Below are 26,390 nucleotides of genomic sequence, written 5' to 3' on the forward strand. Positions count from 1 at the left end.
TGGCTCCGGTGGCTCCGGTGGCTCCGGTGGCTCCGGTGGCTCGGGTGGCTCGGGTGGCTCCGGTGGCGCGGGCGGAGGCCACGGCGGCTCTGGCGGCTCTGGCGGCTCTGGCGGCTCTGGCGGCTCTGGCGGCTCTGGCGGTGCTGGCGGTGCTGGCGGTGCTGGCGGTGCTGGCGGAGGCCACGGTGGTTCCGGTGGTTCCGGTGGTTCCGGTGGTTCCGGTGGTTCCGGTGGTTCCGGTGGTTCCGGTGGTTCCGGTGGTTCCGGTGGTTCCGGTGGTTCCGGCGGTGGTTCCGGTGGTTCCGGTGGTTCCGGTGGTTCCGGCGGTTCCGGCGGTTCCGGCGGTGGCCACGGCGGCCCAGGGGGTGGTTGCGGTTGCGGAGGCAACAGTGGCGGCAACGGCTCAGGTAACGGGCACGGCTCAGGGGGCAATGGTAACGGTGGCGCGGGTGGCGGCCATGGCTCCGGTGGCGACGGCTCGGGTGGCGGCCATGGCTCCGGCGGCAACGGCCACGGCTCGAGCGGTAACGGCGGCTCCGGTGGAAATGGCGCCGGCGGCGGCCACGGCCACTAGGCCGCGCCCTAACAATCGACGCGCGTTTGGAGAGCAGCTATTTCAGCTCGACAGTTGCTCTCCTCGCCGGCCGCGCCGCCCTCCATCGTCGATACGCCGAGGCGCCTTGCCCGGCAATTCACCGTCTCAAAGATGCATCACCGCCGGCCATTGGTCTGTCGGAAAATCCTCGGCGCCAACGTCCGCCAACGCACCGACGGCGCTCGCACATATCCCGTCGTACTACCCGAACTCACAACATTTCCAGCGGCACCTTCTTGCGCGGCGGCTTAAACGCCTCGTCGATCGCGGCGAGTTCCTGCGTCGACAGCACAACATCGAGCGCTTCACGATTCGCGCGGACATGCTCGACGCTGCCAGCCTTAGGAATCGCGCATACCTGCGGCTGCGCGAGCACCCATGCCAGCGCGACTTGAACGGCCGATAGTCCGCGCTCGCGCGCGATGTCGTCGAGTACCGACCGCTTCGGCAGTCGCATATGATCGATCGGGCTATAGGCCATCGCGGGCATACCGCGAGCCGCCATCCACGGCAGTAAATCGAACTCGGGGCCACGCCGCGCCACGTTATAGAAAATCTGGTTCGTGGCGCACGCTTGCCCACCGGCGTCGACGAGTTCTTCCATATCGTCGACGTCGAGGTTGCTCACGCCCCAATGCCGTATCTTGCCGTCACGCCGCAACGCCTCGAACCCTTCGACGGTTTCCTCGAATGCGATGCCGCCGCGCCAGTGCAGCAGGTATAAATCGAGCCGGTCTGTCTCGAGCCGCCTCAAGCTCGCCTCGCACGATGCCACGACGCCGCGCCTGCTCGCGTTATGCGGATAGACTTTGCTGACGAGAAACACCTGGTCGCGCAAACCGGCGAGCGCCTCGCCGAGCAACGTCTCGGTCGCGCCCTCGCCATACATCTCCGCGGTATCGATCACGGTCATGCCGAGTTCGATACCGGCACGCAATGCGTCGATCTCGGCGGCGCGCCGCTCGGGCCGCTCGCCCATTTCCCAGGTTCCTTGCCCCAAGCGGGCAATGCGCTCGCCGTCGGGCAGCGTGACGAAGGTGTCGTCGCGCATCATATCGACCTCCCTTTCAACGGTTGACCCTGCGAACAAGTGTAGCCATCGGCGCCATTGTCTGCGCGCGCGCCCGCGAATAGCCGGTATGAGACGGTAGAGCACCAGCGGCTCGTACGCGAGAAGCGGCCCGAAGGCTCGCGCGATGCCTTAAAATTGCCGCTTGCCCCTCGCCGCGCATATTCCATGACCCAAGCTTCCTCGGAAGACCGCTGGCGCGATCTGCGCCCCGATCCCGACAACGACACGCCGCTTTACCTGCAGCTCGCGCGCAAGCTCGGCCAGGCGATCCACGAAAACCGCTGGAACGCCGGAGAAGCGTTGCCCTCGGAACGCGTGTTGTCGGACGCCCTCGGCGTCTCGCGCATCACGGCGCGCAAGGCCATCGCACTGCTCGTCGAGCAAGGCCTCATCCGCCGCACGCAAGGCGCGGGCAGTTTTATCACTCCGCGTTACGACGATCCGCTCTCGCGCCTGTCGAGCTTCAGCGAAATGCTGCGCCGGCGTGGGTTCACACCCAGTTCGAAATGGATTTCGCAAGAGATCCAGCCCGCAAGCCGCGACGAAGTCATTCAATTGGGGTTGTCGCCGGCCGCCGCCGTCACGCGCCTCAAGCGCCTTCGGCTCGCGAACGGCATCGTCATGGCCGTCGAAAACTCCACGCTCCCCGCATCGGTCATACCCGACCCGCATGCGATCGGCGATTCGCTGTATAGCTATCTGGAACAGCGCGGGCTCGGCATCGTACGCGCGCTGCAACACTTCCGCGCCGTCAACGCAAGCGAGGAAATCGCGCGGCAAATGGGCATCGCGACGCACGACGCGCTGCTGCTGATCACGCGCATCGGTTATACGGCCGATCAGCGCGCGATCGAGCTGACGGACACATACTGCCGCAACGACTACTACGACTTCGTGGCCGAACTACGCAAGTAGCGCAAGGAGCAACAGCCACGCAAGGCAACGCACGCCGCGCGATCGCTCGTGCGGTTCAACGCTTGCTCACGCACCCCAACTGGGCCGATCGGTGCCAAGCGGCACGGGAGGGCGATCGAAACGCGGCGGCGTTTCCGACATCGTCTCCGCCGGCGCAGCGGCCAGCACCTTACCGAACGGCGAGTCCATCGTCTGCATGAGATCGCGTACCGCGCCGAGCCGCACGTCCGGCGCGCGCCACCCGTCGGCGATCGTGCCGAACGATTGCAGCCATCGCCCCGTTTGCGCCAGCGAGACGCGCACATGCCAGCTACCGCCTTGAACGGCCCGCCGCTGCAGCGCGACCATCGCGCCGAAAGCGGCCAGGTACCCCGTCGCATGATCGAGCGCCTGACACGGCAAATGCTTGGGCGCCGCCGTACCCGCCGCCTCCCGTTCTGTCCAAGCGATGCCGCTCGCCGATTGCACGAGACTATCGAAGCCGCGCCGCCGCGACCATGGACCGGTATGCCCGTACGCGCAGATCGAGACATAGACGATTCCCGGCCGCGCGCGCGCCAGCGCCTCGGGTGAAAACCCGTGCGCGGCGATCGCCCCCGGCCGATACGCTTGCAAGAAGACGTCTGCCTCGCGCGCGAGCGCATGCAACACGGAGCGCTCGTCGTCGCGTCGCAGATCGAGCAGCGCCGAACGTTTGCCGCGGCCGTTATCGATGACCAGCGGCGCGATGTTCGGCAAGTGCGGGCCGTTGACGAGCAACACGTCCGCGCCGTGTTGAGCAAGCGTACGCCCTGCTACCGGGCCCGCGATGATACGGCTCAAGTCGAGCACGCGCACGCCTTCGAGCGGCCGCGTCGAGGGCGAGCCGCCAGCGCCGATCGGTATCGGCGGCGCCTCGTTCGTACCGCCGTCGATTCGCTCGATCTCGAACAGCGGTAAAGCGGCCAGCGCGGCGGCTTGCGGCAGCGCCGACCATTGCTCAGGGCTCCTAATCAATGCCGCGCACAGCCCCGCATCGGCAAGCACCTGATCGAGCGCGGCGCCATCCCATTCACGAATGGCCTCGGTCACGGCGGCTTGATCGTCGGCGCAGCCGAGCACCTTCACGATGCCTTGCCGATGATGCGGGAAATTCGTGTGAAGCTGGATCCACCCTCCGTCGCGCGTCTCGTAGAAGCCCATCAGAGGGTCGCGCAGCTCGGGGGCCGCACCTTCGTCGATCCTCAGATAGCGTTCGCTGCGGAACACGGCAAGGGCGCGCCGCTGCTCGACCTCCACACGTTGACGGCGCCCCGTGCGCAAGCGGTGGCATTCGGCCGCGGCGAGCGCTTGCGCGCCGATGGTGGCGTTGGCCAGCGCGCCGACGCGATAGACCGAAGGCAGACCGGGGTCCTCGCCGACGAGGCGAATGTCGTCCAATGCGGCGGCATCGCAACCGGCCACGGACCATACATGTTCGAGCGCGCTAAAGGCAGTCATGATTCGGAATTGGCGAAGTGAAGGGTGTCGATGAGTCTAGAATCGACATCAACGTCGATCAATCTTGATTCAAATAATCAACATATATCGATTTGTTTGGTTCTTCGCGGAATTTAAGACCATGTCGACCTACTTGACCGCGGCAGAAGCGGCCGCCGCCCTCGGCATCAGCGTTCCGACGCTGTACTCGTATGTCAGCCGGGGCATGCTGAGTTCCGCACCGGAAAGCGCAGGCAAGCGCCGGCTCTATGCCGCCGATGAAGTCCGAAAGCTCGCTCGCAGGAAAGCTGACGGCAAGCGGGCCGGCAAGGTCGCGCAGAAGGTGCTCGATTGGGGCGTCCCAGTGCTCGAATCGCGCATCACGTTGATCGCCGACGGCCGGCTACTTTATCGCGGACGCAACGCGATCGAACTCGCGCGGACCGCCACGCTAGAGGAGACGGCCGCCTTGCTTTGGGAATGCGACCAGGCATGTTTCGATGCGGCACCCGATGCGCCGATCCCCTCGTCGGCCTGGCAGGCTTGGCTCAAGCAGACGGTCGCGAGCGCGCCGCACGAGCGCGCGCTCGTCATGCTGCCCGCCGCCGCGGCGCATATGCCGCGCTTGTTTTCGACCGGGCGGCAGGCGCAGTGGGAGACGGCACCCGCACTGTTGCGCGTATTGGCCGCCGCGCTCGCCGCCGTGCCCCTGTCGCGCGAACCGCTGCATCGGCAATTCGCGGCCGCTTGGGGCGTTCGCCATCGCCGGCATGTCGAGTTGCTGCGCGCCGCGCTCGTCGTATGCGCCGACCACGAATTGAATGCATCGGCCTTCACCGTCCGCTGTATCGCCTCCACGGGAATGCATTTGTTCGGCGCCGTCACGGGCGGGCTCGCGGCGCTGGCGGGACCACGCCACTGCGGCGAGACGATGCTCGTGACCGCCCTCTTTCATGAGGCGCGCGAAGCGGGCGACGTCGACCGCTATCTGGCCGCGAGGCTCGCGCGAACCGATATCGTTTCACGCACGATCTTGCCCGGCTTCGGCCACATGCTTTATCCGGACGGCGATCCGCGCGCGGCCGTGTTGCTCGACATGCTCGCCGAACGAGCCGCGAGCCGCGCCGAGCGCCAGGCGCTCGCGGACATCGATTCGATCGTCCGGGCGGCGTACGATGCAACGGGACTCGCCCCCACCGTCGACTTCGCGCTGTCCGCGCTGGAGCGTGTCCTCGCGTTGCCGTCGGGTTCGGCGTTTTCATTGTTTGCGCTCGGCCGGGCGGCGGGCTGGATCGCACATGCGATGGAGCAGATGGAGGACGGCCGGCTGATCCGTCCGCGCGCACGTTATATCGGCCCCGACGAGCCGGCGCACTGATTCGCCCGCCTATCGATTCGCGCGCGATAGCGCCCGGCGACTCAAGCGAGTGCCTGCCGCCCGCGTGAACCGAGCCCGTGCGCGATGGCCGAACGCGTGCGAGCGGGACCGGCGCGCGAAACATCGTTCCCGACTTTCCCACGCGAGCTCGCACTGCTCAACGTCAACCGCACGTCGCCTCGCCCCGCGCCGATCCATGCACGCATACCCGCCGGCAGGACGAAGGATTGGCCGGAATCGACCCAATAGTCTTCGGCATCCCCTTCGAACGTCAGCCAAAGCGTGCCCTGCTCCACCTCGACGACGAGCGCATGGTCCGCCCGCCACGCCGTTGCGGGCTCGTCGTATCCCATCTCGAACGTACGGATCTCGCGCATCGCCTACTCCTTCAAAAATATTCCGTCTATGCATTATTGCGAGGGCATGGCTACAATCACATGCACAGTACCGAACAGTTTTGTCCGAACTGTTCAGTTGAAATACCGAACAGTCGGAGCATGAGCATGCAGATCAAGATCGACCGCGCGAGCGCCGTACCGATGACCGAGCAGATCGTCGCGGCGATGGAGGCGTGGATTCGCTCGCGGGAGGCGCACGCGGGCGCGAAGTTGCCGTCGATCCGCCAACTCGCGCAAGACTGCGCCATCAGCCGCTTCCCGGTGATCGAGGCCTATGACCGGCTCGTATCGCTAGGCTTGATCGAGTCGCGTCACGGGTCGGGGTTTTACGTAAGCGCGAGTGTGCACGCCGCGCTCGATCGCGCGGGCGCATCCGATCCGAGCCGCGCCGAGGAAGAATCGAACTACATCCTCGCGCAGTTCAATCACCCCGGCGAAACGCTCAAGCTCGGCAGCGGATTCATTCCCGAGGCATGGCGCGATATGGAAGGCATCGCGCAAGCGGTGCGGCACGTCGCCCGCACCGATCCCGGCTCGTTGATCGACTACGCCACGCCGCTCGGCAATCCCGCTTTGCGCGAACATCTACAGGCGCGCATCGCCCCGCTCGGGATCGGCGCGGACGCATCGCAGATCGTCACGACGTTCGGTGCGAGCCAGGCGATCGACTTGATCGTCCGATATCTGCTGCGCGCGGGCGACACGATGTTCGTCGAGGACCCGGGGTATTACAACTTGTTCGGACTCCTAAAACTGCACGGCATCAACGTGGTGGGGATTCCGCGGACGGCGACCGGTCCCGACATCGATTTTCTCCAAGCGCAATTGAAGCGGTACCGCCCGCGGGCCCTGTTCGTCAACACGGTGTTCCACAATCCGACCGGCACCGTCGTGGCGCCCTCGGTGGCGTTTCGCCTGCTGCAGCTCGCGCACGAGTACGACTTCACGATCGTGGAGGACGATATCTATGCCGACTTCCAAGCGGATACGACCGACCGGCTCGCGGCGCTCGATCGGCTCGAGCGGGTCATCTATATCGGCGGGCTGTCGAAGACGCTGTCTTCCTCGCTACGCATCGGGTTCATCGCCGCGAATCACAAGACCGTGAAAGCGCTCGGCGACATTAAGATGCTGACGAGCATCAGCGGGTCGCAATTCGCCGAAGCCGTCACCTTGACGATGCTCGAACGCGGCGCCTATCGGAAATTTCTCGAGCGGCTGCGCCGGCGCATGACCGACGCGCTCGGCTCGACCGCGCGCACGCTGGAGGCGAACGGCTGGCACCTATTCGCGCCGCCCATGGGCGGCAAGTTCATCTGGGCTCGTGTGCCGCACATCGACGATTCGCAGGCCTTGGTCGAATGCGCCGCGGCCTGCGACGTCACGATAGCGACAGGCGCCTACTTCCGGCCGAATAGCGAGGCGAGCCCGTGGATTCGCATCAACGCCGCCTACGCACAAGACCGCCGGGCGCAAGCGTTCTTCGCGCAAGCCGGCGCACTTGCGCCCGGCGACGGCCGGTCGGCCGCGAACGCGCTCGAACGCGCCGTCGCCGGTTGACGCGAGAACACAAAGCGGCGCGAGTGCGCCCCGTCCCGGTGCCGCCTCGGCGCGCGTTCGGCACCACCGCTGTGCGCGCGCGGGCCCAGCGGCACGCTTTGCATGCAGGCGGCGCGCCGCGTCGAGGGGTTTGACAATGCGCATAGAACTTGCTCTCCTATGCTGTACAGTTCGTCATTGATTGCTAAGTAGCGCCGCAGGCGCATGCAAGCGCCCGTTTTCACCCGTCGACTTCCCCATGAGCATGATCGATCTCGATCCTCCCGGCTTTCAGCCGCCTCGTCCCGTCGCGGACGACGCGGGTAGCCGCCGCACCGTCGTCTACGGCGGCTACACCGTGTTCAGCGTGTTCCAGCCGGTGTTTTCGGTCTCGCATCGTCGAGCGATCGGCTATCACGCCTCGCTGCGCGCGCACGATGACGAGGGGCGGCAGGTTCCCTCGCGCGACGTCTTCGCACAAGCCGCGCGGCGCGGAGATCTGCTCGAGCTAGGCCGGCTCGCCGAATCGCTGCACTTGGGCAATTTCAGCGCGATCGACGGACACGATGAATGGCTGTTTCTGAGCCTGCACCCCGCGGCGCTCATGGATACGAGTTATGGCGACGCGCTGCTCGCGAACCTCAAGTCGTTGGGGTTGCCGCCGCAGCGCGTCGTGCTCGAGGTTCCCGAACAAGCCGGCGGCGAGACGGGACGCTTCGCGGAGATCGTCGACGGTCTGCGCAAATCGGGGTTTTTGATCGCGCTCGGCGGCTTCGGCGCGAAACACTCGAACATCGATCGCGTCTGGCATCTGCATCCGGACATCGTTTCGCTCGACCGCGGCATCCTCGCGCAAGCTAGCGAGCACTCACACTTCGAACGCGTCTTGCCTCAACTCGTCTCGCTGCTGCACGAATCGGGGCAGCTCGTGCTGATGGGGGGCCTAGCCACCGAGCGCGACGCGCTGATCGCACTCGAATGCAATGTGGATTTCGTGCAGGGCAGCTACTTCGCCGAGCCGAGCGCCGAACCGGCCGAACCGCAAGCCGCCGCGGGGCTCATCGATGCGTTGTCGGCGGCCTTGCGCAAGCGCGTCGCCGCCCGCGAGCGCACGCAGGCCGAGCGCCTGGAACCTTACGTGAAGTCGCTCGAGCAAGCCTGCGAGCGATTCGTGAGCGGCACGCCGGTGCTCGCCGCTTGCGATGCGCTGCTGGCGCTACCCGATACCGCGCGCTGCTTCGTGCTCGATGCCGAGGGCAGACAGATCGGCGACAACCTCGTGCCGAACGGCCGCGTGTCGCGCCGCGCCAAGCGTTTTCGCCCTCTGCTGCATTCGGAAGGCGCGAACTGGGCCCATCGTCCGTATTTCACGCAAGCCGTGCGAGCGCCCGGTCCCGTGCACGTGACGGCGCCGTATCTATCGCTGAACGAAGCGCACTTGTGCGTGACGGCATCGATCGCCGCGCAAACGGCTCTTGGACTGCAGGTGTTGTGCGTCGATATCGACTGGGAAGCGGCGTCGAGCCGCAGATGATACGAGCGGGAGATGGCCGATCGCGAAACACGCTTGCTAAAGCGCGCATCGGTGAAGCAAGGTCGGGGGTAGCGGGTAGTGGACGATAGAGCCGGGTTCAGGCCGCGCAAGCGGCCGTTACCGGCGAGCGGCCGGCGATTCGCATCAGCAATTGCGTGATCGCGCGCGAGCCGACGCGGCGGTTGAGCGCATCCAGTTCCGCCCCGCTCCTCAAGAGTATGAATTGCCCTCTCCAATCGCCCGACGGCCCGCGCGTCCATGCAAAGCGCACGAGGCCGACGACCTCGCACGCATGCATGAGCGCCAACCCGCCCCCCCAGTCCGACGGCAACGCATAGACTTCGACGGCAACGCCTTCGCTTTGCGCGACGGCACGTTCGGCCGCTGCGCGCGCCGCGCCCGCGTTTGCGCCCGAATGTGCCCCCGAGTTTGCCCCCCGGTACCCCGTGCTCGCGACAGCCTGCCCTGCCATCGGCCTTTGTGCGCTTTGGGCGAACAGCCGTAGCGCGCCGGCCGCATCGGCCGCGTGGATCGCATCGCGCAAACCCTCGAAGCTGCCCACGTGCGGCTGCGCCGCCTCGATACGAGCGCGCGAGCGTCCGTCCGCCGCCTGACGCTCGGCGTTCGTGAGACGCTGCCGCGCCCGATGCGCGAGTTGCCGGCAATGCGCGGCCGTCTTGCCGACGACCTCGGCGATTTGCGCATAGTCGAAATCGAATGCCTCGTGCAGCACGAACGCCGCGCGCTCGTCCGGCGAGAGCCGCTCGAGCAATAGCGCGACGGCTTCGGCGATCGACGCCGCCCGCATCGCTTCGTCTTCCGCGGACGGGACGAACTCGTCGAGCCACGGCTGGGTCACCCATTCGTTCGCGCGCGCCGTTTGCTCCGATTGCAAGCGCCGGATACGATCGATCGCCAAACGGGTCGTCACCGTCGTCAGCCACGCGAGGGGCGTGCGCAACTCGTGCGCGGCAGCCGCGTGCCATTTGAGCCATGCGTCCTGCACGACGTCCTCGGCTTCCGCCCGGCTGCCGAGCATGCGATAAGCGATCGATATGAGCCGCGCACGGGCGGCCTCGAAACCCAATGTTTTCTCTATTTCTTCTTGCGTCATTGAATTGGCTCCTAAAGTCGAGCTTTTGGCGCGCCGTGCGCCCTCGTCCTGTTGACGTTCGAGCATGCTCCGATGTGACGCGAGTGCGGACGTTTTTTTCCGTAGGCCGAGCGTCACATCGACCGCGGGCGGCGCGTCATGTCAGCAAAGACCGCTTGCGAAGCGTATCCTCGTTGGGCGGCCATCGTCGACTTCCACCCGAGGAGCGCCATGCTTTCCTATCCGTCGAACCAACTCGTGCCGACCGTCATCGAGCAGTCGGGCCGCGGCGAGCGCGCCTACGACATCTATTCCCGACTGCTGCGCGAACGGATCGTCTTCCTCGTCGGCCCCGTCACCGACGACACGGCGAGCTTGATCGTCGCGCAAATGCTTTTTTTGGAATCGGAGAATCCCGATAAGGATATTTTCTTTTACATCAATTCGCCGGGCGGCTCCGTATACGACGGTTTCGCCATCTACGACACGATGCAATTCATCAAGCCGCAAGTCTCGACGCTATGCACGGGATTCGCGGCGAGCATGGGCTCGTTTCTGCTCGCGGCCGGCGCGAAAGGCAAGCGCTTCGCGCTGCCCAACGCCCGCATCATGATCCATCAGCCCTCCGGCGGCAATCAAGGCACCGCGGCCGACATCGAGATTCAAGCCAAGGAGGTGCTGTTCTTGCGCGAACGGCTCAATCGGATATTGGCCGAGCGTACGGGCCAATCGATCGAGCAAATCGAGAAGGATACCGATCGCGACAATTTCATGTCGGCAACCGCGGCAAAAGAATACGGGCTCATCGACGACGTGCTGACCGATCGCGTGTCGCTCGCGGACTTCGCGCGGCGCGATACGTTGTGATCACTTCGCCGGGCACGGCTACCCAAATGAACTTAATGGCCCAGCGTTGAAGCGAGCGCGTAAGAAGTGACCGCGAACGACCGGAAAGGGGCGGTTATTTTCGCGGCCATTGTCATCATGAAAAATCGAGCTACTATCGGCCAGACACCTCGCGATGAAACACAGGTGGACGCGAATCCACTGACCGACATTCATGACCGTTTACCAGACAGAACCGGCATTATAGTTCGCCACGCTCCAGTGCTGCGCGCACGTCGCATGCAAGTCGCAAAGCATGACTCTGCTGCTCCGGACTGTCCGGCATGATGAATTTCAGCAACAACTGAAAGGTTGTGGAGGGGTTCGCTTTCGGGGGACTGTTCCCCTCTTCCCAACGGCTGCGCAATCCCGCATTCGCCCGATCTATCGCGTCATCAACGTTCTGCTGACAAAGAGTCCACTTAAATTCCGGCTGCTTCTCGTGATGATATCCCGGCATAACGCGTCGCAGCTCTCTCTGAGCAGCATGCCTGCTCAGTGGCGCATTACTATTTCGAAAATGCAACAGCCCCCATACTTCTATGCACGGATCCGAAAGCGAAACCGGGATACCGCCCCTCCTGGCACGGTCCAAGGCTCGCTCAAGGTCCTGATGCTCGTCGACATCGAACACCGCCCAGACAATCGTGTCTGAGTCAGACGAAGTGTCATGGTCAATGCAAGCTTTCACAATCGTGTCGGGCGTCCCTGCACCGCGCTTTATACCCACGAGTGTAATCGGAGATCGCTTCGCAACGGAGGCATAATACGCTTCTATATATCTTGGCTCCGTAATCTCGCCTTCGCAATAAACAACCAGACCTTGCTTCCTTACTCTCTTGGCGGGCTTGCGCTCTAACGACGCACTACTCCGCAATGAATTCAACTTTCGCGGCATTCTTTTATCAGCGACAAATCGCGACCAAAAAACGGGATGGCCCCATAACGCCCCTCGAGGTAGCCTTTTTCAATGTTTTCTTTTGCACGAGCACTAAAATCAGTTAACGGATAAACAGACGTTTCACCAGCGTCGTTTTTCTCAGCGAACCAGACCTCATCGCGTCTGAGCAGGTCACGGGACAGCAAATTGGTATCGTGTGTCGAAAAAATTAATTGAGCTCGCATAGGGTTCGAAGTCGAGCTTGTAAAAAGCTTGATTATTTTCTCCGAAAGCTTTGTGTGAAGATTGGTCGCAATTTCATCCACAACAAGCACACCACCAACTGCAAGCGCAATCATCATAGGGCCCAACAAACTGGCCAAATATCGAGTACCCATGCTTTCATCAGAGTATGGAATCTCGTACTTCTTGCCATCCACACCCAAATGAGTAAACGTCAACCGATATTCTTCGTCAGGATTTGCATCGGGTGGCACAACGGTATTGAAATTCGTCTTCATAAACTCCGCCAAACGCCGAAACACCTCCTTTCGAGACTCAGAAGACTCCTCTTTGGTCACTGAATAATCTGTGATACCCGCATCAATATTAGATAGAAATTGAACAATTTCATCGCGACAATGATGATCTTTCAATTGTTGAGCGAGTGCGGTCTCAGGCATGGGCCCATTACTCAACCGAACCGCGAGCACCTTGTATGACAGAGCGAGCCATACCGGCAGCATCATCGAATGATTAATTGACTCGGCGTGCGCAAGCAGAAGCGTATTGCTTCGCTCTGCAATACTTCTTAACGTGCGATCGATGGGCTTGAACGATGGTCCAAAATAAACATGTGGCTCGTCGCCAGTGAAATCCCGCTCAAACAATGTGTTGCGCGCGCCCTTCGGAAACGAATACAACCATTCTTGGACGATTCCGGTGGCGTTGTGAGCGTAGCCGTAGGTGTAGCGAGTACCGTTTACCGCAACGTCTGCTTCATAGATTGATGGTTCAAGATGCGACTCATCGTCCAGCGCGAAAGGGCGGAAACCGATCGTCTTCGTTAAGTCCCCTGCTAACCCTTCGATCCCGGCAGAGAAAGCTACAAGCGCGTCGAGGATGTTCGTCTTGCCGGCTGCATTCGCCCCATAGAGCACCAGGACCGGAAGTACCTCCAATGAAGGGTTGCGAGTCAGTACGTTGTCGCTGGTGTGCGACAACTCCTCCTTCAGTTGTGTGGACGCAATCCAGGATATCTCCTGGAGGTCCTTGATCGACGCGTGGTTCTTGGCGCTGAAGCGTAAAAGCATGTTGTTAGCCCAGTGTTTTGTCGATTTTCGAACGTTTTGCTCAAAAAAGTCAACGACTTTGCCCTCAGAATCATCCGAGTCTCCTTGCCGGTGAGGTCAGCGTGCGTCTCACTCGCGCTGGATAGCCCACCAGTAATGACTCGCTCGGTTGATGTTTTGGATAGACTCTCGCGCTCAATATCGAGACGGCGGAAGCGACGATCGGCCACGGATTCCACTGGAAACGATCGTTATGATGCGTACGCCTGAGGTTGAGCCGACCGTGGCTCGGATCCAACCAATGGACGCGAACAATCGCTAGGTTGGGGACTTGGCGATGAGTCAGGCGTACGCCTGGTCAACTTGAGCCATCTGAGCAGCCTCAATGGCATGGGTCACAGTTCGAAAACGACTTTCAGCCACTCTCCGATTGAGTAGCCGCGCGCCGGGATCAAACATTGATTTGCCCGCCCGCGTATGCATACGGCGCTGAATTTGTTTGGAAAATCCAGAATGCATCCGGCAAAACCCTCGAGGTTTCCATCATTGAAAAAGGCCCTCTGTCTCTCGATCAGAAGGCCTTTTTTGGATGACAGACGCGGTTCGGATGCCTCGCGCCCTTCTCCTCGCTTACGCGAAATTCTTCGCGGCGAAGTCCCAGTTCACGAGGTTCCAGTACGCCTCGACGAACTTCGGACGCGCATTGCGATAGTCGATGTAGTACGCATGTTCCCACACGTCGATCGTCAACAGGGCCTTGGCATCGGTCGTCAGCGGCGTTGCGGCGTTGCTCGTCGAGACGATATCGAGCGAACCGTCGGCCTTCTTCACGAGCCACGTCCAGCCCGAACCGAAGTTGCCCACGGCAGCCTTCGAGAACGCTTCCTTGAACGCATCGAAGGAACCCCACTTCGCATTGATGGCGTCGGCCAGCGCACCGCTCGGAGCGCCGCCGCCTTGCGGCTTCAGGCTATTCCAGAAGAACGTGTGATTCCAGATTTGAGCGGAGTTGTTGAAGATACCGCCCGACGACTTCTTGATGATTTCTTCGAGCGACAGGTTCTCGAACTCGGTGCCCTTGATCAGATTGTTCAGATTCGTCACGTAGGCTTGGTGGTGCTTGCCATAGTGAAACTCGAGCGTTTCTTCCGACATGTGCGGAGCGAGTGCGTTCTTCGCGTACGGCAGCGGCGGGAGCGTATGTTCCATGGTGCTGTTCCTTGTGTGTTATGGGGAAGTAGGCGGCTAACGCTTTGGAGCACTGGATTGTAGGCGAGTTGGAATAACCCCGCAAACGCGCGGCCTTTATGGGCAGCATTGACCGTCAGCCGCCGTAATCAGCGTAAAAAATGCTCTCGCAATACGCATTTCGTCGCATGGATGGATGCAAATGACCGACGATGGCGCCGCAATGGCCGCAATCGCGGAAAGCGTCAAAAGCCGTCGGTCAGCCGCGCCTGCACGTCCTTGAGCGTCACATCGACCGAACCGTCGGCGACATGAACCGTCAGGCGCTTGTCCCGCTTCAGCGCCGACGGCGATCGCACGGCGCGCCCCGTTTGCGTGTCGATCAGCGCGGCGTAGCCGCGTTCGAGCGTGCGCTGCGGGCTCAGTACCTCCAGCCGGCCCTCGAGCGTCGCCACCTGGGCCGAACGTCGCTCCCGCTGCCGCTCGATACCGGCGGAAAGCCGCCGCGATAGCCCCCCGAGCGCCGCGCGCGGCGCGGCAAGATCGGGCCGCCAGCGCTGCCAGGAAAGCCGCACGATCGCGAAGCGGGCCTGCGCGTCGCGCAGCGGACGTCCGCCCGCCGAGGCGAGACGCGCCTGCAATTGCCCAAGATGGGTTCGCTGGCGGCGCAACCGCTCGGCGGGACTCACGAGCCTGCGCGCCAGCCAGTCGAGCTGCTGCGCGCGCCGCTCCATCAGCCGCCCGAACCCGCGCGCGAGCGCGGCCGTGCGGTGGTCCAATTCGCGCAGCAACATCGTGCGTTGCGGGCTCACGAGTTCCGCGGCGCCCGTCGGCGTGGGGGCGCGGACGTCAGCCGCGAAATCGGCGATCGTGAAGTCGGTCTCGTGTCCGACGCCGCTCACGATCGGCAACTCGCTCGCCGCGATCGCCCGCGCAAGCCGCTCCTCGTTGAACGACCAGAGATCCTCGATCGAGCCGCCGCCGCGGCAAACGATCAGCACGTCGACCTCGCGCCGCGCATTCGCCGTCTCCACCATGGCGGCGAGCTTCTCGCTGGCACCGGCGCCTTGCACGGGCGCCGGATAGACGATGACGGCAACGTGCGGTGCGCGGCGCGCGAGCGTCGTGAGCACGTCGCGCAACGCCGCCGCCTGGAGCGAGGTCACGATGCCGATCGCACGCGGATGCGTGGGCAAAACGCGCTTGCGCTCCGCGGCGAACAAGCCCTCCGCCTCGAGTTGCGCCCTCAGCTTGAGGAATTGCTCGTAGAGCCGCCCCATGCCCGTGCGGCGCACGGCCTCGACGTTCAGTTGCAACTCGCCGCGCGGCTCGTACATCGTCACGAGCGCGCGCACCTCGATCTTGTCGCCTTCGCGGGGCGTGAATTCCGCGTACTGCGCGCGGCCTCGAAACATCACGCAGCGCATTTGCGCGCCGGCATCCTTGATCGAAAAATACCAATGACCGCTGGCGGCACGCGTGAAGTTCGATACTTCTCCCGCTACCCAAACGAGCGGAAACGAGCGCTCGAGCATCGTGCCGATCGCGCGGTTGAGGACCGATACAGGCACGGCCATGTCGGCCTCGAAGGCTGCGGCGGGTAGCGGCGCCGCGGCGCCGCCGGGGGGAAATGGAGGGCGAGATTGCATGCAAAACCTTTTTGGACCGGTCGGGACAATAGACCGCCGCGCGGCGCGCGTCCAGCCCTCCGTCATCGCATGCAAGGTTTCCCACATAGCGAAGCGCCATCGACGATGGCCGAGAACGCCGAATAAAATCCGCGCAACGCACGCAGTCATGTTTTAACACATTGATTTTTATAGAATATTTTTAAGCATATCATTGGACTTGGCCGATAAGAAGTCCGATTTATCGGCCTTCCGGCTCGCGGGGGTGGAAGTTTTTCACAGAGTTATCCACAGCCGAGCCCGGACGGCGGATATCGCTGCCGAGCGAGAGCCGGCCGCAACGCGCGCTTGCGGCGTGCTTGCGCCGCGCGCTACAGTGCCGAGTTCCGCTCGCTAAACTTCCGACAATCTGACGCCCCTCGCCCGCCGAATGAATCGCATGGCCGACCGACTCAAAGCACGCGCCGAAACCTATGTCACCCGAGAATGGCAACGCCGCGGAGCATTCGCTTGGGGCATGACGCCGCTGGCCTGTCTGTTCGGCGCGGTCGCCGCGGCGCGGCGCGCCGCCTTCGCACTCGGCTGGTTCGAGCGGGTGCGCGTCGGGGTGCCGGTCGTCGTCGTGGGCAATGTCACCGTCGGCGGCACCGGCAAGACGCCCACGGTCATCGCCCTCGTCGAGGCGCTGCGCGCCGCAGGCTTCACGCCCGGGGTGGTCTCGCGCGGGTACGGCGCCAAGGGCGGCGAGCCGCGTCCCGTCACGGCGAATTCGTCCGCCAAGCAAGCCGGCGACGAGCCGGTCCTGATCGCGCGGCGCACGAGCGCGCCGGTGTGGGTCGCGCGCGATCGCGTCGCCTGCGCCAAGGCCCTGCGGGCCGCTCACATCGACGTGGACGTGATCGTCAGCGACGACGGTTTGCAGCACTATCGTCTCGAACGCGACGTCGAACTCGTGCTGTTCGATCACCGCTTGGCGGGCAACGGCTTGCTCTTGCCGGCCGGGCCGTTGCGCGAGCCGCTCTCGCGACGCCGCGACGCGACGCTCGTGAACAACCCGTTCGAACGCACGCTGCCGCCCTGGCCCGACACGTTCGCCCTATCGCTGACACCGGGCGCGGCATGGCATCTAAGCGATCCCAGTCTGCGACGTCCGCTCGCGCAGTTCACGGGCGAGCGTGTGCTGGCGGCCGCGGGCATCGGCTCGCCCGAGCGCTTTTTTGCCACGCTGCGCGCGGCGGGGATCGCGCCGCTCACGCGCGCATTGCCCGACCACTACACATTCGACGAGAACCCGTTCGTGGGCGAGGACGTGGACGCCATCTTGGTGACCGAGAAGGATGCAGTAAAATTAAATGCTTGGCGTGATGCTCGTATCTGGGTCGTCCCGGTCGAAGCCACGCTCCCTGCTGGCCTCATCGATTTGGTTGTGGAGAAACTCCGTGGACGCTCGCCTGCTTGAAATCCTCGTTTGCCCGATTTGCAAGGGGCCGCTCACCTACGATCGCGGCCAGCAAGAACTCATTTGCCAGGCCGACAAACTGGCATACCCGATTCGCGACGGCATCCCCGTCATGCTCGTCGACGAAGCGCGCCAAACCGTGGAAGGCACGCCCGTCGATCCGGCCGGCGGTGCTTGAGGCCGCGCTCGCCGCTCCCGGGCGCCTCACGTCACACGTCTTTTCCCGCACCTCGATGACCGCCAACGCCAGTCTCGCCACGCCGCCCTTCGTCGCGGTGGTTCCCGCTCGCCTCGCCTCCACGCGTCTGCCCGAAAAACCGCTTGCCGATATCGCCGGCAAGCCGATGGTCGTGCGCGTCGCGCAGCGAGCCCGCGAAGCGGGTGCGCAGCGCGTGCTGATCGCCACCGACGACGCCCGTGTCCTCGAGGCCGCGCATGCGCATGGGATCGAAGCAGTGCTCACGCGCGCCGACCATCCCTCGGGCACGGACCGGCTCGCCGAGGTCGCGACGCTGCTCGCGCTGCCGGACGAGACGATCGTCGTGAACGTGCAAGGCGACGAACCGCTGATCGATCCCGCGCTCGTGCGCGACGTTGTGTCGCACCTTGCCGCGCATCCCGACTGCGCGATCGCAACAGCCGCGCATCCGATCGTCGACGCGGCCGAAGTGTTCAACCCGAACGTCGTGAAGGTCGTGCTCGATGCGCGCGGCGTGGCGCTGTATTTTTCGCGTGCGCCGATCCCTTGGCAACGCGACGCCTATGCGCCGCAGTGCGGCGCGCAAGCGATCGACATCGCGGCGATGCCCGCGCCGCCAACGGGTGCGGTCCTGCGCCATATCGGGCTGTATGCTTATCGCGCACGCTTTCTGCGCACGTATCCGTCGCTCGCTCAGGCACCGATCGAACACGCCGAGATGCTCGAGCAGTTGCGCGCGATGTGGCACGGCGAGCGCATCGCCGTGCGCGTCACGAACGATGCGCCGGCGCCCGGCGTGGACACGCCGGCCGATCTCGAGCGCGTGCGCACACTTTTCCTAACGAACAGCTAACCTTTCCGGTCGAAGCGCTAACGACCCATGGCATAATCGGGGCCGATTGCGCGAGCATTTCGCACTATTCGCTTCCGATTCCCGTTCGTTTCGCCCGATCGCCCAACGGCTGCCGGCTGCGTCGTCAACACGATGCGCCCCGCCACACGGGCTCGACCGATGCGCGTGCGCGCGGCGTGACACGCAACGGATGGAAGCATGTATGCCATCGGCATTTCGATGTGCGTTGGGCTTCGCGCCGCAGCATTCACATACGATTCGGAGAACAGCATGCGTTTGATCCTGTTGGGTGCGCCGGGCGCCGGCAAGGGTACCCAGGCTAACTACATCAAAGAACAATTCGGGATTCCGCAGATTTCGACCGGTGACATGCTGCGCGCCGCCGTCAAAGCCGGCTCGCCGCTCGGCGTCGAAGCCAAGCGCTTCATGGATGCCGGCGAACTCGTGCCGGACGCGCTCATCATCAATCTCGTGAAGGAGCGTCTGCTCGAAGCCGATTGCAAAAACGGCTATCTGTTCGACGGTTTTCCGCGCACGCTGCCGCAAGCCGAAGCGATGAAGGAAGCCGGCGTCGCCATCGATTACGTCCTCGAGATCGACGTGCCGTTCGATGAGATCATCGTCCGCATGAGCGGCCGCCGCACGCACCCGCAGTCCGGTCGCACCTATCACGTGAAGTTCAATCCGCCGAAGGTCGAAGGCAAAGACGACGTGACGGGCGAGCCGTTGATTCAACGCGACGACGACAAGGAAGAGACGGTGAAGAAGCGTCTCGACGTCTACGTCGCGCAAACGAAGCCGCTCATCGACTACTACCAGCAATGGGCGCAACGCGGCGTCGAAAACGGCTTGAGCGCGCCGCAGTATCGGCGCATCTCGGGCCTCGGCAGCGTCGACGAAATCCGTCAGCGCGTGTTCGAAGCCCTGAAATAAGGCCGCGTCAAGCCAGCACAACCCGCCCCCAACGGCGGGTTTTTTTACGCCCGCGAGCGATTACAATCGTCGGCGGCCCCCTGCCAACCGGTCACGAGCCGCGCGGCGGCGGGCATGCACCCTCTTGAAAACATGAAAGGAGCAGCAGCATGGAGATTCGCGGCAACGCATTTTTGGTCACCGGCGGCGCGTCGGGCCTCGGGGCGGCGACGGCGCGGCTTTTCGCCGAACACGGCGGCAAGGTCGTCATCGCCGATCTGAACGAAGATGCGGGCAATAAGCTCGCGGGCGAACTGAAGGGCGCGTTCGTCAAATGCGACGTGAGCCGCGAGGCCGATGCCCAGCAGGCCGTCGAAGCGGCGACGCGGCTCGGCCCGCTCGTCGGGCTTGTGAACTGCGCCGGTGTGGCGCCGGCCGTCAAGACCGTCGGCAAAGACGGTCCCCACCCGCTCGAAAAATTTCAACGTACGATCGAGATCAATCTGATCGGCACGTTCAACATGCTGAGGCTCGCCGCCTTCGAGATGTCGAAAAACGAGCCGAACGCGAACGGCGAGCGCGGTGTGATCGTCAACACCGCCTCGGTGGCGGCATTCGACGGACAAATCGGGCAAGCAGCCTACGCGGCGTCCAAGAGCGGCGTGGCCGGTATGACGCTGCCGATCGCACGCGATCTGTCGCGTAACGCAATCCGCGTCATGACGATCGCACCGGGTATCTTCGAAACGCCCATGCTGCTCGGCATGCCGAAGGAAGTGCAAGACGCGCTCGGCGCGATGGTGCCGTTCCCGCCTCGCCTCGGCAAGCCGGACGAATACGCGATGCTCGTCAAGCAGATCTTCGACAATCCGATGCTCAACGGCGAAGTGATTCGCCTCGACGGCGCGATCCGCATGCAGCCGAAGTAAATCGGCCTCGCCAGCGCAAAACGCCTGGCCGGCGCATCCGCGCGGGCCAGGCGTTTCTCTTTTTCGTGGACGAGATCGCGCGCCGCTTTACATATCGCCGTGATCGGTGCGCTGCCGCAACTCGCTCAACTGCGATTCGACGGCCGTCGCGTCCTCCGCGTCGGGGCAATCTTCGAGATAGCGTTCGAGGTCTTCGAGCGCCGGCCGCAGATAATCGAGCCGTGCATAGGCGAAACCGCGGTCGCGCACTTCCTCGATATTGCCGGGCAGCAGCACGACGAGCCGCTGCTGTACCGCCAGCAGCCGCTGCCAACGTTCCGACTGCAGGTAGACGGCCTTCAAATTGCGCAACATGCGCGCGATGATCTCGCGCGGCGTGGCGGGCTGCAGCAACATCCGCAAGGCGTTCCCGACCGACTGCTCCGTATGCGAGATGTACGGCTCGAGCATATCGACCATCTGCGCCTCGGAGAGCGACTGGCCGGTCGTCGGGTCGAGCATCACGTCCCCTTCGGGCAGCGTCACGCGCAGCAAGAAGTGACCGGGGAACGATACGCCCTTTACGGGCACGCCGATTTGCTCGCCGAGTTCCAAGTACAGCACGGCGAGCGAGATCGGAATCCCGCGCCGGCGCTTGAGCACGACGTTCAGATGGCTATTGTCCGGGTCGTAGTAATCGTTCAGATTGCCCGCGAAGCCCAGTTCCCGAAAGAAGAAGCGGTTCAGCGCGCCGATTTTTTCGGTTAGATCGGCCCCTTCGGGCAAACGCCGTTTGATACGCAGGGCGAGTTCGTCCAGCTCCGCGAGCACGCCTTCGAGGTCGAGATCGGGATAGGTGTCCTGCGCGAGCGAGACCGCCGTCTCGGTGAGCGGCAGGCTGTCGTCGTCGGCGACGAGAGTGGCGAAGTAATCGAGTACGGATGTCATGACCGTCACTTGGTACGCCGTTTAAAGTAAGCGTATTTGAAGCCCATCAGCCAAAGCATACTGAAATATAGTGCGGCGAATATCACAAGACACGCGGCAAGCAGCGCGATGCGCGCAAGCGGATGATGCCGCAACCCGATCCAGTCGAAACTGATCGCACACCAATGCATGGCACCGGCCAGCATCAGCGACGATCCCGCCAATTGCATCAGAAACAGCAGCCACCCGCTCGACGGAGTATAGATCCCGCGCCGGCGCAAACCGATGAATAACAATGAAGCGTTTACGCAAGCTCCGAGCCCGACGCTGAGCGTCAACCCCGCATGCCCGAGCACGGGCACGAACACGTAGTTGGACAACTGCGTGACGACGAGCACGGCGATACCGATGATCACGGGCGTCTTGATGTCTTGCTTGGCATAGAAACCCGGCGCGAGGATCTTGATGAGGATCAGACCGACGAGACCGACCCCATAGGCCGCGAGCGCCCGTCCCACCATGACGACCGCGTGCGCGTCGAACCGGCCGTAGTCGAACAGCGCGGCGGTCAGCGGCTGCGCGAAGACGAACAGCGCCAGCGCGCTGGGCACGGCGAGCAAGAACGTCACGCGCAAGCCCCAATCGAGCAGCGCGGAATACTCGTGCGAATCGGCGTCCGCATGCGCCTTCGCCAAACTCGGCAGCAAGATCGTGCCGAGCGCGACGCCGAGCAGGGCCGTCGGAAACTCCATCAGCCGGTCGGCGTAATAGATCCAGGAAACGGCGCCGGGCCCGAGACGCGAAGCGATGTTCGTGTTGATGATCAGACTTAGTTGCGCGACCGAGACCGCGAACGTGGCCGGCACCATTTTGACGAGGACGCGCTTCACCCCGCGGTGAGCGAGCGCGGCAAACGGATTGAGCCCGATGCGCGGCGCCATGTCGATCTTGCGCAACCCCGGGAGCTGCACGGCGAACTGCAACACCCCGCCGACGACGACGGCCCACGCCAGCGCATAGACCGGTATCTTCAGGTGCGGTGCAACGAAAGCGGCCGCGACGATGAACGCGATGTTCAGCAATACGGGGGCGAACGCCGGCAGCGAAAATTTGCCGTAGGTATTCAGTACGCCGGCGGCGAGCGTCGTCAGCGAGATGAAGATGATGTACGGGAACATGATCCGCGTCATCACCACCGCGAGGGTGAATGCCTGCCCGTCGGTACGGAGCCCCGAGGCGACGACGTAGACGACCCACGCGGAGCCGGCGACGCCGAGCAAGGAGACGAGGGCAAGCATCCAGGCGAGCACGGTCGACATCGCGTCGACGAGCGCTTTGGTGGCGTCGTGCCCTTGCTGGCTCTTGAATTCGGCCAGGATCGGCACGAAAGCCTGCGAGAACGCACCTTCGGCGGACAAGCGCCGCAAAAGGTTCGGGATACGGAAGGCGACGTAAAAGGCGTCGGTGTATTGACTGGCGCCGAACGCACGGGCGATCAGCGTTTCACGGGCCAGTCCGGTCACGCGCGACAGCAGCGTGAAGCCGCTGACCGTCAGCAGGGCTCGGAAGAGATTCATGGGGCGCCTATTATACGGACACCGGCGGGCGCATCGCCCGCTCGAACGATCAGCGGGCCACCCAACGGGCTCGGCCCCCCTTCGACCGCGAACGCGATAAGGGGTTGCATGAGCGCCGAATCCCGAGCGCGCTTGCCATCTATCTGATTTTGTTGCTATACTCGCGCGTTTCGAAGCTCGACCTCGGTCGCCGACTGGCCTTTTCTCGCCTTCCTCGTTTAAGGCCGGCCCCGGTTGCTGGCTCAGAGGCCGGCTAAGGACCCCATGGCGGGCGCCGGCTAGTGGTCGCTAGGCGCCGTATTCGCGGTGAATCGCGAAAGCTACGAATACGCTTCGCCGATGTTTTTGCACTTCCGGGCAATCGCTTCCGGAAGTTTGGACCAAAAAGCGGCACTCGATCGGCCCTCCGGCCGGGCGCCGAAACAGTACAGGACAAGGAACTCTCATGGCTAACTCCGCACAAGCACGCAAGCGCGCCCGTCAGGCCGCGAAGGCGAACTCGCACAACTCGGCTCTGCGCTCGAAGTACCGCACGGCGGTCAAGGCCGTTCGCAAGGCGATCGAAGCCGGCGATCAAGCCAAGGCAGCGGAGCTTTTCCGCGCGTCGGCCAAGACGATGGACATCATCGCCGACAAGAAGATCGTTCACAAGAACAAGGCCGCTCGCCATAAGAGCCGCCTGGCCGCAGCCATCAAGGGTCTGCAAGCCGCAGCAGCGCAGTAAGCCTCGTGCCGGGGCGCATCGCGCGCCTCGCTCGATAGTCGGACTCTCCCACCCTATCCGGCCTGCCCGTCGGGTTCGGTGCGCGAGTCGATTGACGGTGGAATCCGCAACAAAAAAGCCCGCAGTGTGCGCATTGCGGGCTTTTTTGCGTACTGACCACCGGTGTGCCGGCGGCGCTTAAAGACGGCGCGACGGCGGTACGTCAGAATCGAACGGCCGAATAGCCGGCCGTTCCCACGCTACGCTTTGCGCACGGCGCCGTGATCGGCGGGCAATTCGCAGGCTTCGGTCACGACGAGATCGTTGTCTTTGGCGAAATTCATGACGAAGTCGAACGCCATCGGCTCGATGTCACGCAACCGCGAATCGACAATCACGCACTTGAGATCGCCGAGGAGGGTGGGCCGGACGTAGCGCGAGTATTGCAGCCGCGCATTCGGCCCTTGGGCGCCGGGACCATAGCAGGACATGACCCCTGCGAGGCGTTCAGACCAATCACTGGGCCGAAATTTCTTTCCGCCTTTCGTGATGCCTTGGATGAAGTATTCAGTATGGGGTGCTTCGGCCATGTAACAAACCCATGAGACTTGCCCGAAGCCTGCCCGCCGGGCTTGGGAAAACTCGTCGATTATACCACCGCAACGCCTTTTTGCCGCACTGCACACAAACTGGGCACGGCACGCCGCGCGCGGGCTCGGGCGCGTCCCGGCGGCTCGTCAAAACTACCGAAATCCTTTATGCTGCTTGCAGTTACCACATCCGACGGCGGCGCCGTCCGGTGCCCTCGCACCGGGTGAAGCCCGCCGTATTCGTTTCATGGCCGCCAAACAAATCCGTCACTACCTCCAGTTCAACGACTTCTCCCGGGACGACTACGAGTACGTGCTAGAACGCGCGCGCATCTTGAAACGCAAGTTCAAGAACTACGAGACGTATCACCCGTTGCACGACCGAACGCTTGCGATGATTTTCGAGAAGAACTCGACGCGCACGCGCCTCTCGTTCGAAGCCGGCATCTTCCAGCTAGGCGGCCATGCCGTGTTCATGAGCACGCGCGATACCCAACTCGGCCGCGGCGAGCCCATTGAAGACGCCGCTCAAGTGATTTCGCGGATGGTGGACATCATCATGATCCGCACGTTCGGCCAAGACATCATTCGCCGGTTCGCGGAAAACTCGCGCGTGCCCGTCATCAACGGGCTCACGAACGAATACCACCCGTGCCAGGTGCTCGCGGACATCTTCACCTACTTCGAGCACCGGGGCCCGATCGCGGGCAAGACGGTCGCGTGGGTCGGCGACGCGAACAATATGCTGTACACGTGGATCGAGGCCGCGCAAATCCTCGATTTCAAGCTGCGGGTATCCACGCCGCCGGGTTATCAGCTCGACCCGGCGCTCGTGGCCGCCGGCAGCCAGCCGTTCTTCGAGGAGTTTGCCGATCCGAACGAAGCATGCCGCGGCGCGGATCTAGTCACGACAGACGTCTGGACCAGTATGGGCTTCGAGGCGGAAAACGAAGCGCGTAAGGCCGCGTTCGCCGATTGGTGCGTCGATGCCGAAATGATGGCGCTAGCCCATCCCGATGCCTTGTTCATGCACTGTCTGCCCGCCCATCGCGGCGAGGAAGTCAGCGCCGAAGTCATCGACGGGCCGCAAAGCGTCGTCTGGGACGAAGCCGAAAACCGGCTGCACGTGCAGAAGGCGTTGATGGAGTTCTTGCTGCTCGGCAAGCTCAATCACTGATCACTGATAGACGGAGCCGGCTCGCGCGGCGAACCGGCTCGCCGCGTCACACGACGATCGGCTCCGGTTCGAGTTGCACGCCGTAGCGCGTGCGCACGTCGTCCTGGATCGCTCGAGCCAGCGCGAGGATGGCGGCGCCCGTCGCGCCGCCGCGATTGACGAGCACGAGCGCCTGGCGTTCGTGGACCGCCGCCGCGCCCATCGCCCGCCCCTTCCAACCGCAACGATCGATGAGCCAGCCGGCCGCCAGCTTCACGCGGCCATCGGCTTGCGGGTAAGAGACGAGTTGCGGCTCGCGGGCGCGAAGCGCTTCGAACATGGCCGCATCGACGACAGGGTTCTTGAAAAAGCTGCCCGCGTTGCCGAGCACGGCCGGATCCGGAAGCTTCGCGCGGCGCACGGCCACCACGGCATCGAAAATCGCCCGAGGCGTCGCGCTCCCCCTACCGGCCTCGCTCGAATCCATCGCGCGCGCGATGTCGGCATAGTCGGCGCGCGGCGTCCATCGCTTCGGCAAGCGGAACGTCACGGCCGTGATCGCGAATCGATCCCGCCCTTCCCGCTTGAAAAAACTGTCGCGGTAACCGAAGCGGCACTGCGCCGCATCGAGTACGACCGTCTCGCCGCTCGCCAGCTCGACGGCACGCAGCGAATCGAAACGCTCGGCCATTTCGAGGCCGTATGCCCCGATGTTCTGGATCGGCGCGGCGCCGACCGTGCCGGGGATGAGCGCCAAGTTCTCGAGACCGGGAAACCCGCTCGCGAGCGTCCAGGCGACGAACGCATGCCAGTTTTCTCCGGCGGCCGCTTCGACGTACCAAGCCTCGTCGTCCTCGTGCACGAGGCGCTTGCCCGTCAACGCGACATGCAGGGCGACGCCGTCGAAATCGCGCGTGAGCACGATGTTGCTGCCACCGCCGAGCACGAGGTGCGGCATGCCGGCCACGCGCGGGTCGCGCAGCACGGCCGCGAATTGCCCGGGCGTTTGCGCGCGGCAAAACCAGCGCGCGCGCGCATCGATGCCGAACGTGTTGTAGGCACGCAGCGATTGATCGGGAACAAGCACAAACGAATCAGGATCGGAAAAGGACATCGTCGAAAAAAGCGCGCTTGCGCTGCAGCGTCGGGACAACCGTCGCACAATGCGACAGCGCGGATGCGATCCGGCGTTTTCTCGGAAGAAAGGCGTCGGTAAAATGGCGTTCGGTCGTGATTATAGCGAGTGCCCGC

Annotated in this window: 24 protein-coding genes; 12 read left to right on the forward strand and 12 right to left on the reverse strand. The window is 63.6% G+C overall.

The window, feature by feature from the left end; translation table 11 throughout:
* Positions 1-806 precede the first annotated feature (806 nt).
* Positions 807-1,646: an aldo/keto reductase gene (locus DXT59_RS03275; RefSeq protein ID WP_116135574.1), complete on the reverse strand. Its 840-nt coding sequence runs from the start codon at positions 1,644-1,646 to the stop codon at positions 807-809.
* A gap of 186 nt (positions 1,647-1,832) precedes the next feature.
* Between DXT59_RS03275 and DXT59_RS03280 the strand changes: the two genes are divergently transcribed.
* On the forward strand, positions 1,833-2,582 hold the full coding sequence (locus tag DXT59_RS03280) for a GntR family transcriptional regulator (RefSeq protein WP_102647155.1): 750 nt from the start codon (positions 1,833-1,835) through the stop codon (positions 2,580-2,582).
* A gap of 66 nt (positions 2,583-2,648) precedes the next feature.
* Here DXT59_RS03280 and DXT59_RS03285 read toward each other — a convergent pair whose 3' ends face one another.
* Complete coding sequence (locus DXT59_RS03285) at positions 2,649-4,061, reverse strand: CoA transferase (protein WP_116135511.1); 1,413 nt, start codon at positions 4,059-4,061, stop codon at positions 2,649-2,651.
* 121 nt (positions 4,062-4,182) lie between these two features.
* On the opposite strand from DXT59_RS03285, the gene DXT59_RS03290 reads away from it, so the two are divergent.
* Entirely contained in the window at positions 4,183-5,418 is a 1,236-nt protein-coding gene (locus DXT59_RS03290; protein ID WP_116135512.1) for a citrate/2-methylcitrate synthase, read from the forward strand.
* Between the two features lie 41 nt (positions 5,419-5,459).
* On the opposite strand, the gene DXT59_RS03295 is transcribed toward DXT59_RS03290, so the two are convergent.
* Entirely contained in the window at positions 5,460-5,795 is a 336-nt protein-coding gene (locus tag DXT59_RS03295; protein WP_116135513.1) for a DUF2917 domain-containing protein, read from the reverse strand.
* 120 nt (positions 5,796-5,915) lie between these two features.
* Here DXT59_RS03295 and DXT59_RS03300 point away from each other — a divergent pair, with 120 nt between their 5' ends.
* Positions 5,916-7,376 (forward strand): aminotransferase-like domain-containing protein, encoded by a 1,461-nt coding sequence (locus DXT59_RS03300; protein ID WP_116135514.1) that lies wholly within the window; start codon positions 5,916-5,918, stop codon positions 7,374-7,376.
* Positions 7,377-7,614: 238 nt separating this feature from the next.
* Positions 7,615-8,889 (forward strand): sensor domain-containing phosphodiesterase, encoded by a 1,275-nt coding sequence (locus tag DXT59_RS03305; RefSeq protein WP_116135515.1) that lies wholly within the window; start codon positions 7,615-7,617, stop codon positions 8,887-8,889.
* 97 nt (positions 8,890-8,986) lie between these two features.
* On the opposite strand, the gene DXT59_RS03310 is transcribed toward DXT59_RS03305, so the two are convergent.
* A complete protein-coding gene (locus DXT59_RS03310; protein WP_116135516.1) occupies positions 8,987-10,003 on the reverse strand; it encodes a sigma-70 family RNA polymerase sigma factor in 1,017 nt (338 codons plus the stop codon).
* 210 nt (positions 10,004-10,213) lie between these two features.
* Here DXT59_RS03310 and clpP point away from each other — a divergent pair, with 210 nt between their 5' ends.
* The gene (gene clpP, locus DXT59_RS03315) at positions 10,214-10,849 is read left to right on the forward strand and encodes an ATP-dependent Clp endopeptidase proteolytic subunit ClpP (RefSeq protein WP_116135517.1); all 636 of its coding nucleotides are present in this window, start codon (positions 10,214-10,216) and stop codon (positions 10,847-10,849) included.
* Between the two features lie 220 nt (positions 10,850-11,069).
* On the opposite strand, the gene DXT59_RS31530 is transcribed toward clpP, so the two are convergent.
* From DXT59_RS31530 to xseA, 4 genes are all read right to left on the reverse strand, one after another.
* A complete protein-coding gene (locus tag DXT59_RS31530; protein ID WP_116135518.1) occupies positions 11,070-11,765 on the reverse strand; it encodes an RloB family protein in 696 nt (231 codons plus the stop codon).
* Positions 11,750-13,060, reverse strand: coding sequence for an AAA family ATPase (locus tag DXT59_RS03325; protein ID WP_116135519.1), 1,311 nt, complete (start codon positions 13,058-13,060; stop codon positions 11,750-11,752). Before DXT59_RS03325 ends, DXT59_RS31530 begins: the two co-directional genes overlap by 16 nt.
* Positions 13,061-13,669: 609 nt before the next feature.
* Complete coding sequence (gene sodB / locus DXT59_RS03330) at positions 13,670-14,248, reverse strand: superoxide dismutase [Fe] (RefSeq protein ID WP_116135520.1); 579 nt, start codon at positions 14,246-14,248, stop codon at positions 13,670-13,672.
* Between the two features lie 224 nt (positions 14,249-14,472).
* On the reverse strand, positions 14,473-15,876 hold the full coding sequence (gene xseA / locus DXT59_RS03335) for an exodeoxyribonuclease VII large subunit (RefSeq protein ID WP_162877932.1): 1,404 nt from the start codon (positions 15,874-15,876) through the stop codon (positions 14,473-14,475).
* 409 nt (positions 15,877-16,285) lie between these two features.
* Between xseA and lpxK the strand changes: the two genes are divergently transcribed.
* The 5 genes from lpxK to DXT59_RS03365 all read left to right on the forward strand — a co-directional run bounded on the left by lpxK (position 16,286) and on the right by DXT59_RS03365 (position 20,207).
* The gene (lpxK, locus tag DXT59_RS03340) at positions 16,286-17,314 is read left to right on the forward strand and encodes a tetraacyldisaccharide 4'-kinase (RefSeq protein WP_162877933.1); all 1,029 of its coding nucleotides are present in this window, start codon (positions 16,286-16,288) and stop codon (positions 17,312-17,314) included.
* The gene (locus DXT59_RS03345) at positions 17,295-17,492 is read left to right on the forward strand and encodes a Trm112 family protein (protein ID WP_116135522.1); all 198 of its coding nucleotides are present in this window, start codon (positions 17,295-17,297) and stop codon (positions 17,490-17,492) included. The genes lpxK and DXT59_RS03345 overlap by 20 nt, the downstream gene beginning before the upstream one ends.
* A gap of 55 nt (positions 17,493-17,547) precedes the next feature.
* Positions 17,548-18,366 carry a 3-deoxy-manno-octulosonate cytidylyltransferase gene (gene kdsB / locus DXT59_RS03350; protein ID WP_116135575.1) on the forward strand — a complete coding sequence of 273 codons (819 nt, stop codon included), beginning with the start codon at positions 17,548-17,550 and terminating at the stop codon, positions 18,364-18,366.
* Between the two features lie 270 nt (positions 18,367-18,636).
* Positions 18,637-19,299 carry an adenylate kinase gene (gene adk, locus DXT59_RS03360; RefSeq protein WP_116135524.1) on the forward strand — a complete coding sequence of 221 codons (663 nt, stop codon included), beginning with the start codon at positions 18,637-18,639 and terminating at the stop codon, positions 19,297-19,299.
* 149 nt (positions 19,300-19,448) lie between these two features.
* A complete protein-coding gene (locus DXT59_RS03365) occupies positions 19,449-20,207 on the forward strand; it encodes a 3-hydroxyacyl-CoA dehydrogenase (protein ID WP_116135525.1) in 759 nt (252 codons plus the stop codon).
* 87 nt (positions 20,208-20,294) lie between these two features.
* Here DXT59_RS03365 and DXT59_RS03370 read toward each other — a convergent pair whose 3' ends face one another.
* Positions 20,295-21,134 (reverse strand): SirB1 family protein, encoded by an 840-nt coding sequence (locus DXT59_RS03370; protein ID WP_116135577.1) that lies wholly within the window; start codon positions 21,132-21,134, stop codon positions 20,295-20,297.
* Between the two features lie 5 nt (positions 21,135-21,139).
* Positions 21,140-22,690, reverse strand: coding sequence for a murein biosynthesis integral membrane protein MurJ (gene murJ / locus DXT59_RS03375; RefSeq protein WP_116135526.1), 1,551 nt, complete (start codon positions 22,688-22,690; stop codon positions 21,140-21,142).
* 445 nt (positions 22,691-23,135) lie between these two features.
* On the opposite strand from murJ, the gene rpsT reads away from it, so the two are divergent.
* A complete protein-coding gene (rpsT, locus tag DXT59_RS03380; protein ID WP_116135527.1) occupies positions 23,136-23,414 on the forward strand; it encodes a 30S ribosomal protein S20 in 279 nt (92 codons plus the stop codon).
* 239 nt (positions 23,415-23,653) lie between these two features.
* Here the strand turns inward: rpsT and DXT59_RS03385 are convergent, their stop codons facing one another.
* Positions 23,654-23,983: a DUF3579 domain-containing protein gene (locus tag DXT59_RS03385; RefSeq protein ID WP_116135528.1), complete on the reverse strand. Its 330-nt coding sequence runs from the start codon at positions 23,981-23,983 to the stop codon at positions 23,654-23,656.
* Between the two features lie 247 nt (positions 23,984-24,230).
* On the opposite strand from DXT59_RS03385, the gene argF reads away from it, so the two are divergent.
* Positions 24,231-25,160: an ornithine carbamoyltransferase gene (gene argF, locus DXT59_RS03390; protein WP_116135529.1), complete on the forward strand. Its 930-nt coding sequence runs from the start codon at positions 24,231-24,233 to the stop codon at positions 25,158-25,160.
* Positions 25,161-25,206: 46 nt separating this feature from the next.
* Here the strand turns inward: argF and murB are convergent, their stop codons facing one another.
* Positions 25,207-26,253, reverse strand: a complete 1,047-nt coding sequence (murB, locus tag DXT59_RS03395; protein ID WP_116135530.1) for a UDP-N-acetylmuramate dehydrogenase — start codon at positions 26,251-26,253, stop codon at positions 25,207-25,209.
* Between the last annotated feature and the right edge of the window lie 137 nt (positions 26,254-26,390).

The organism is Trinickia diaoshuihuensis (assembly GCF_003390925.1).
Taxonomy (GTDB): Bacteria; Pseudomonadota; Gammaproteobacteria; order Burkholderiales; family Burkholderiaceae; genus Trinickia; species Trinickia diaoshuihuensis.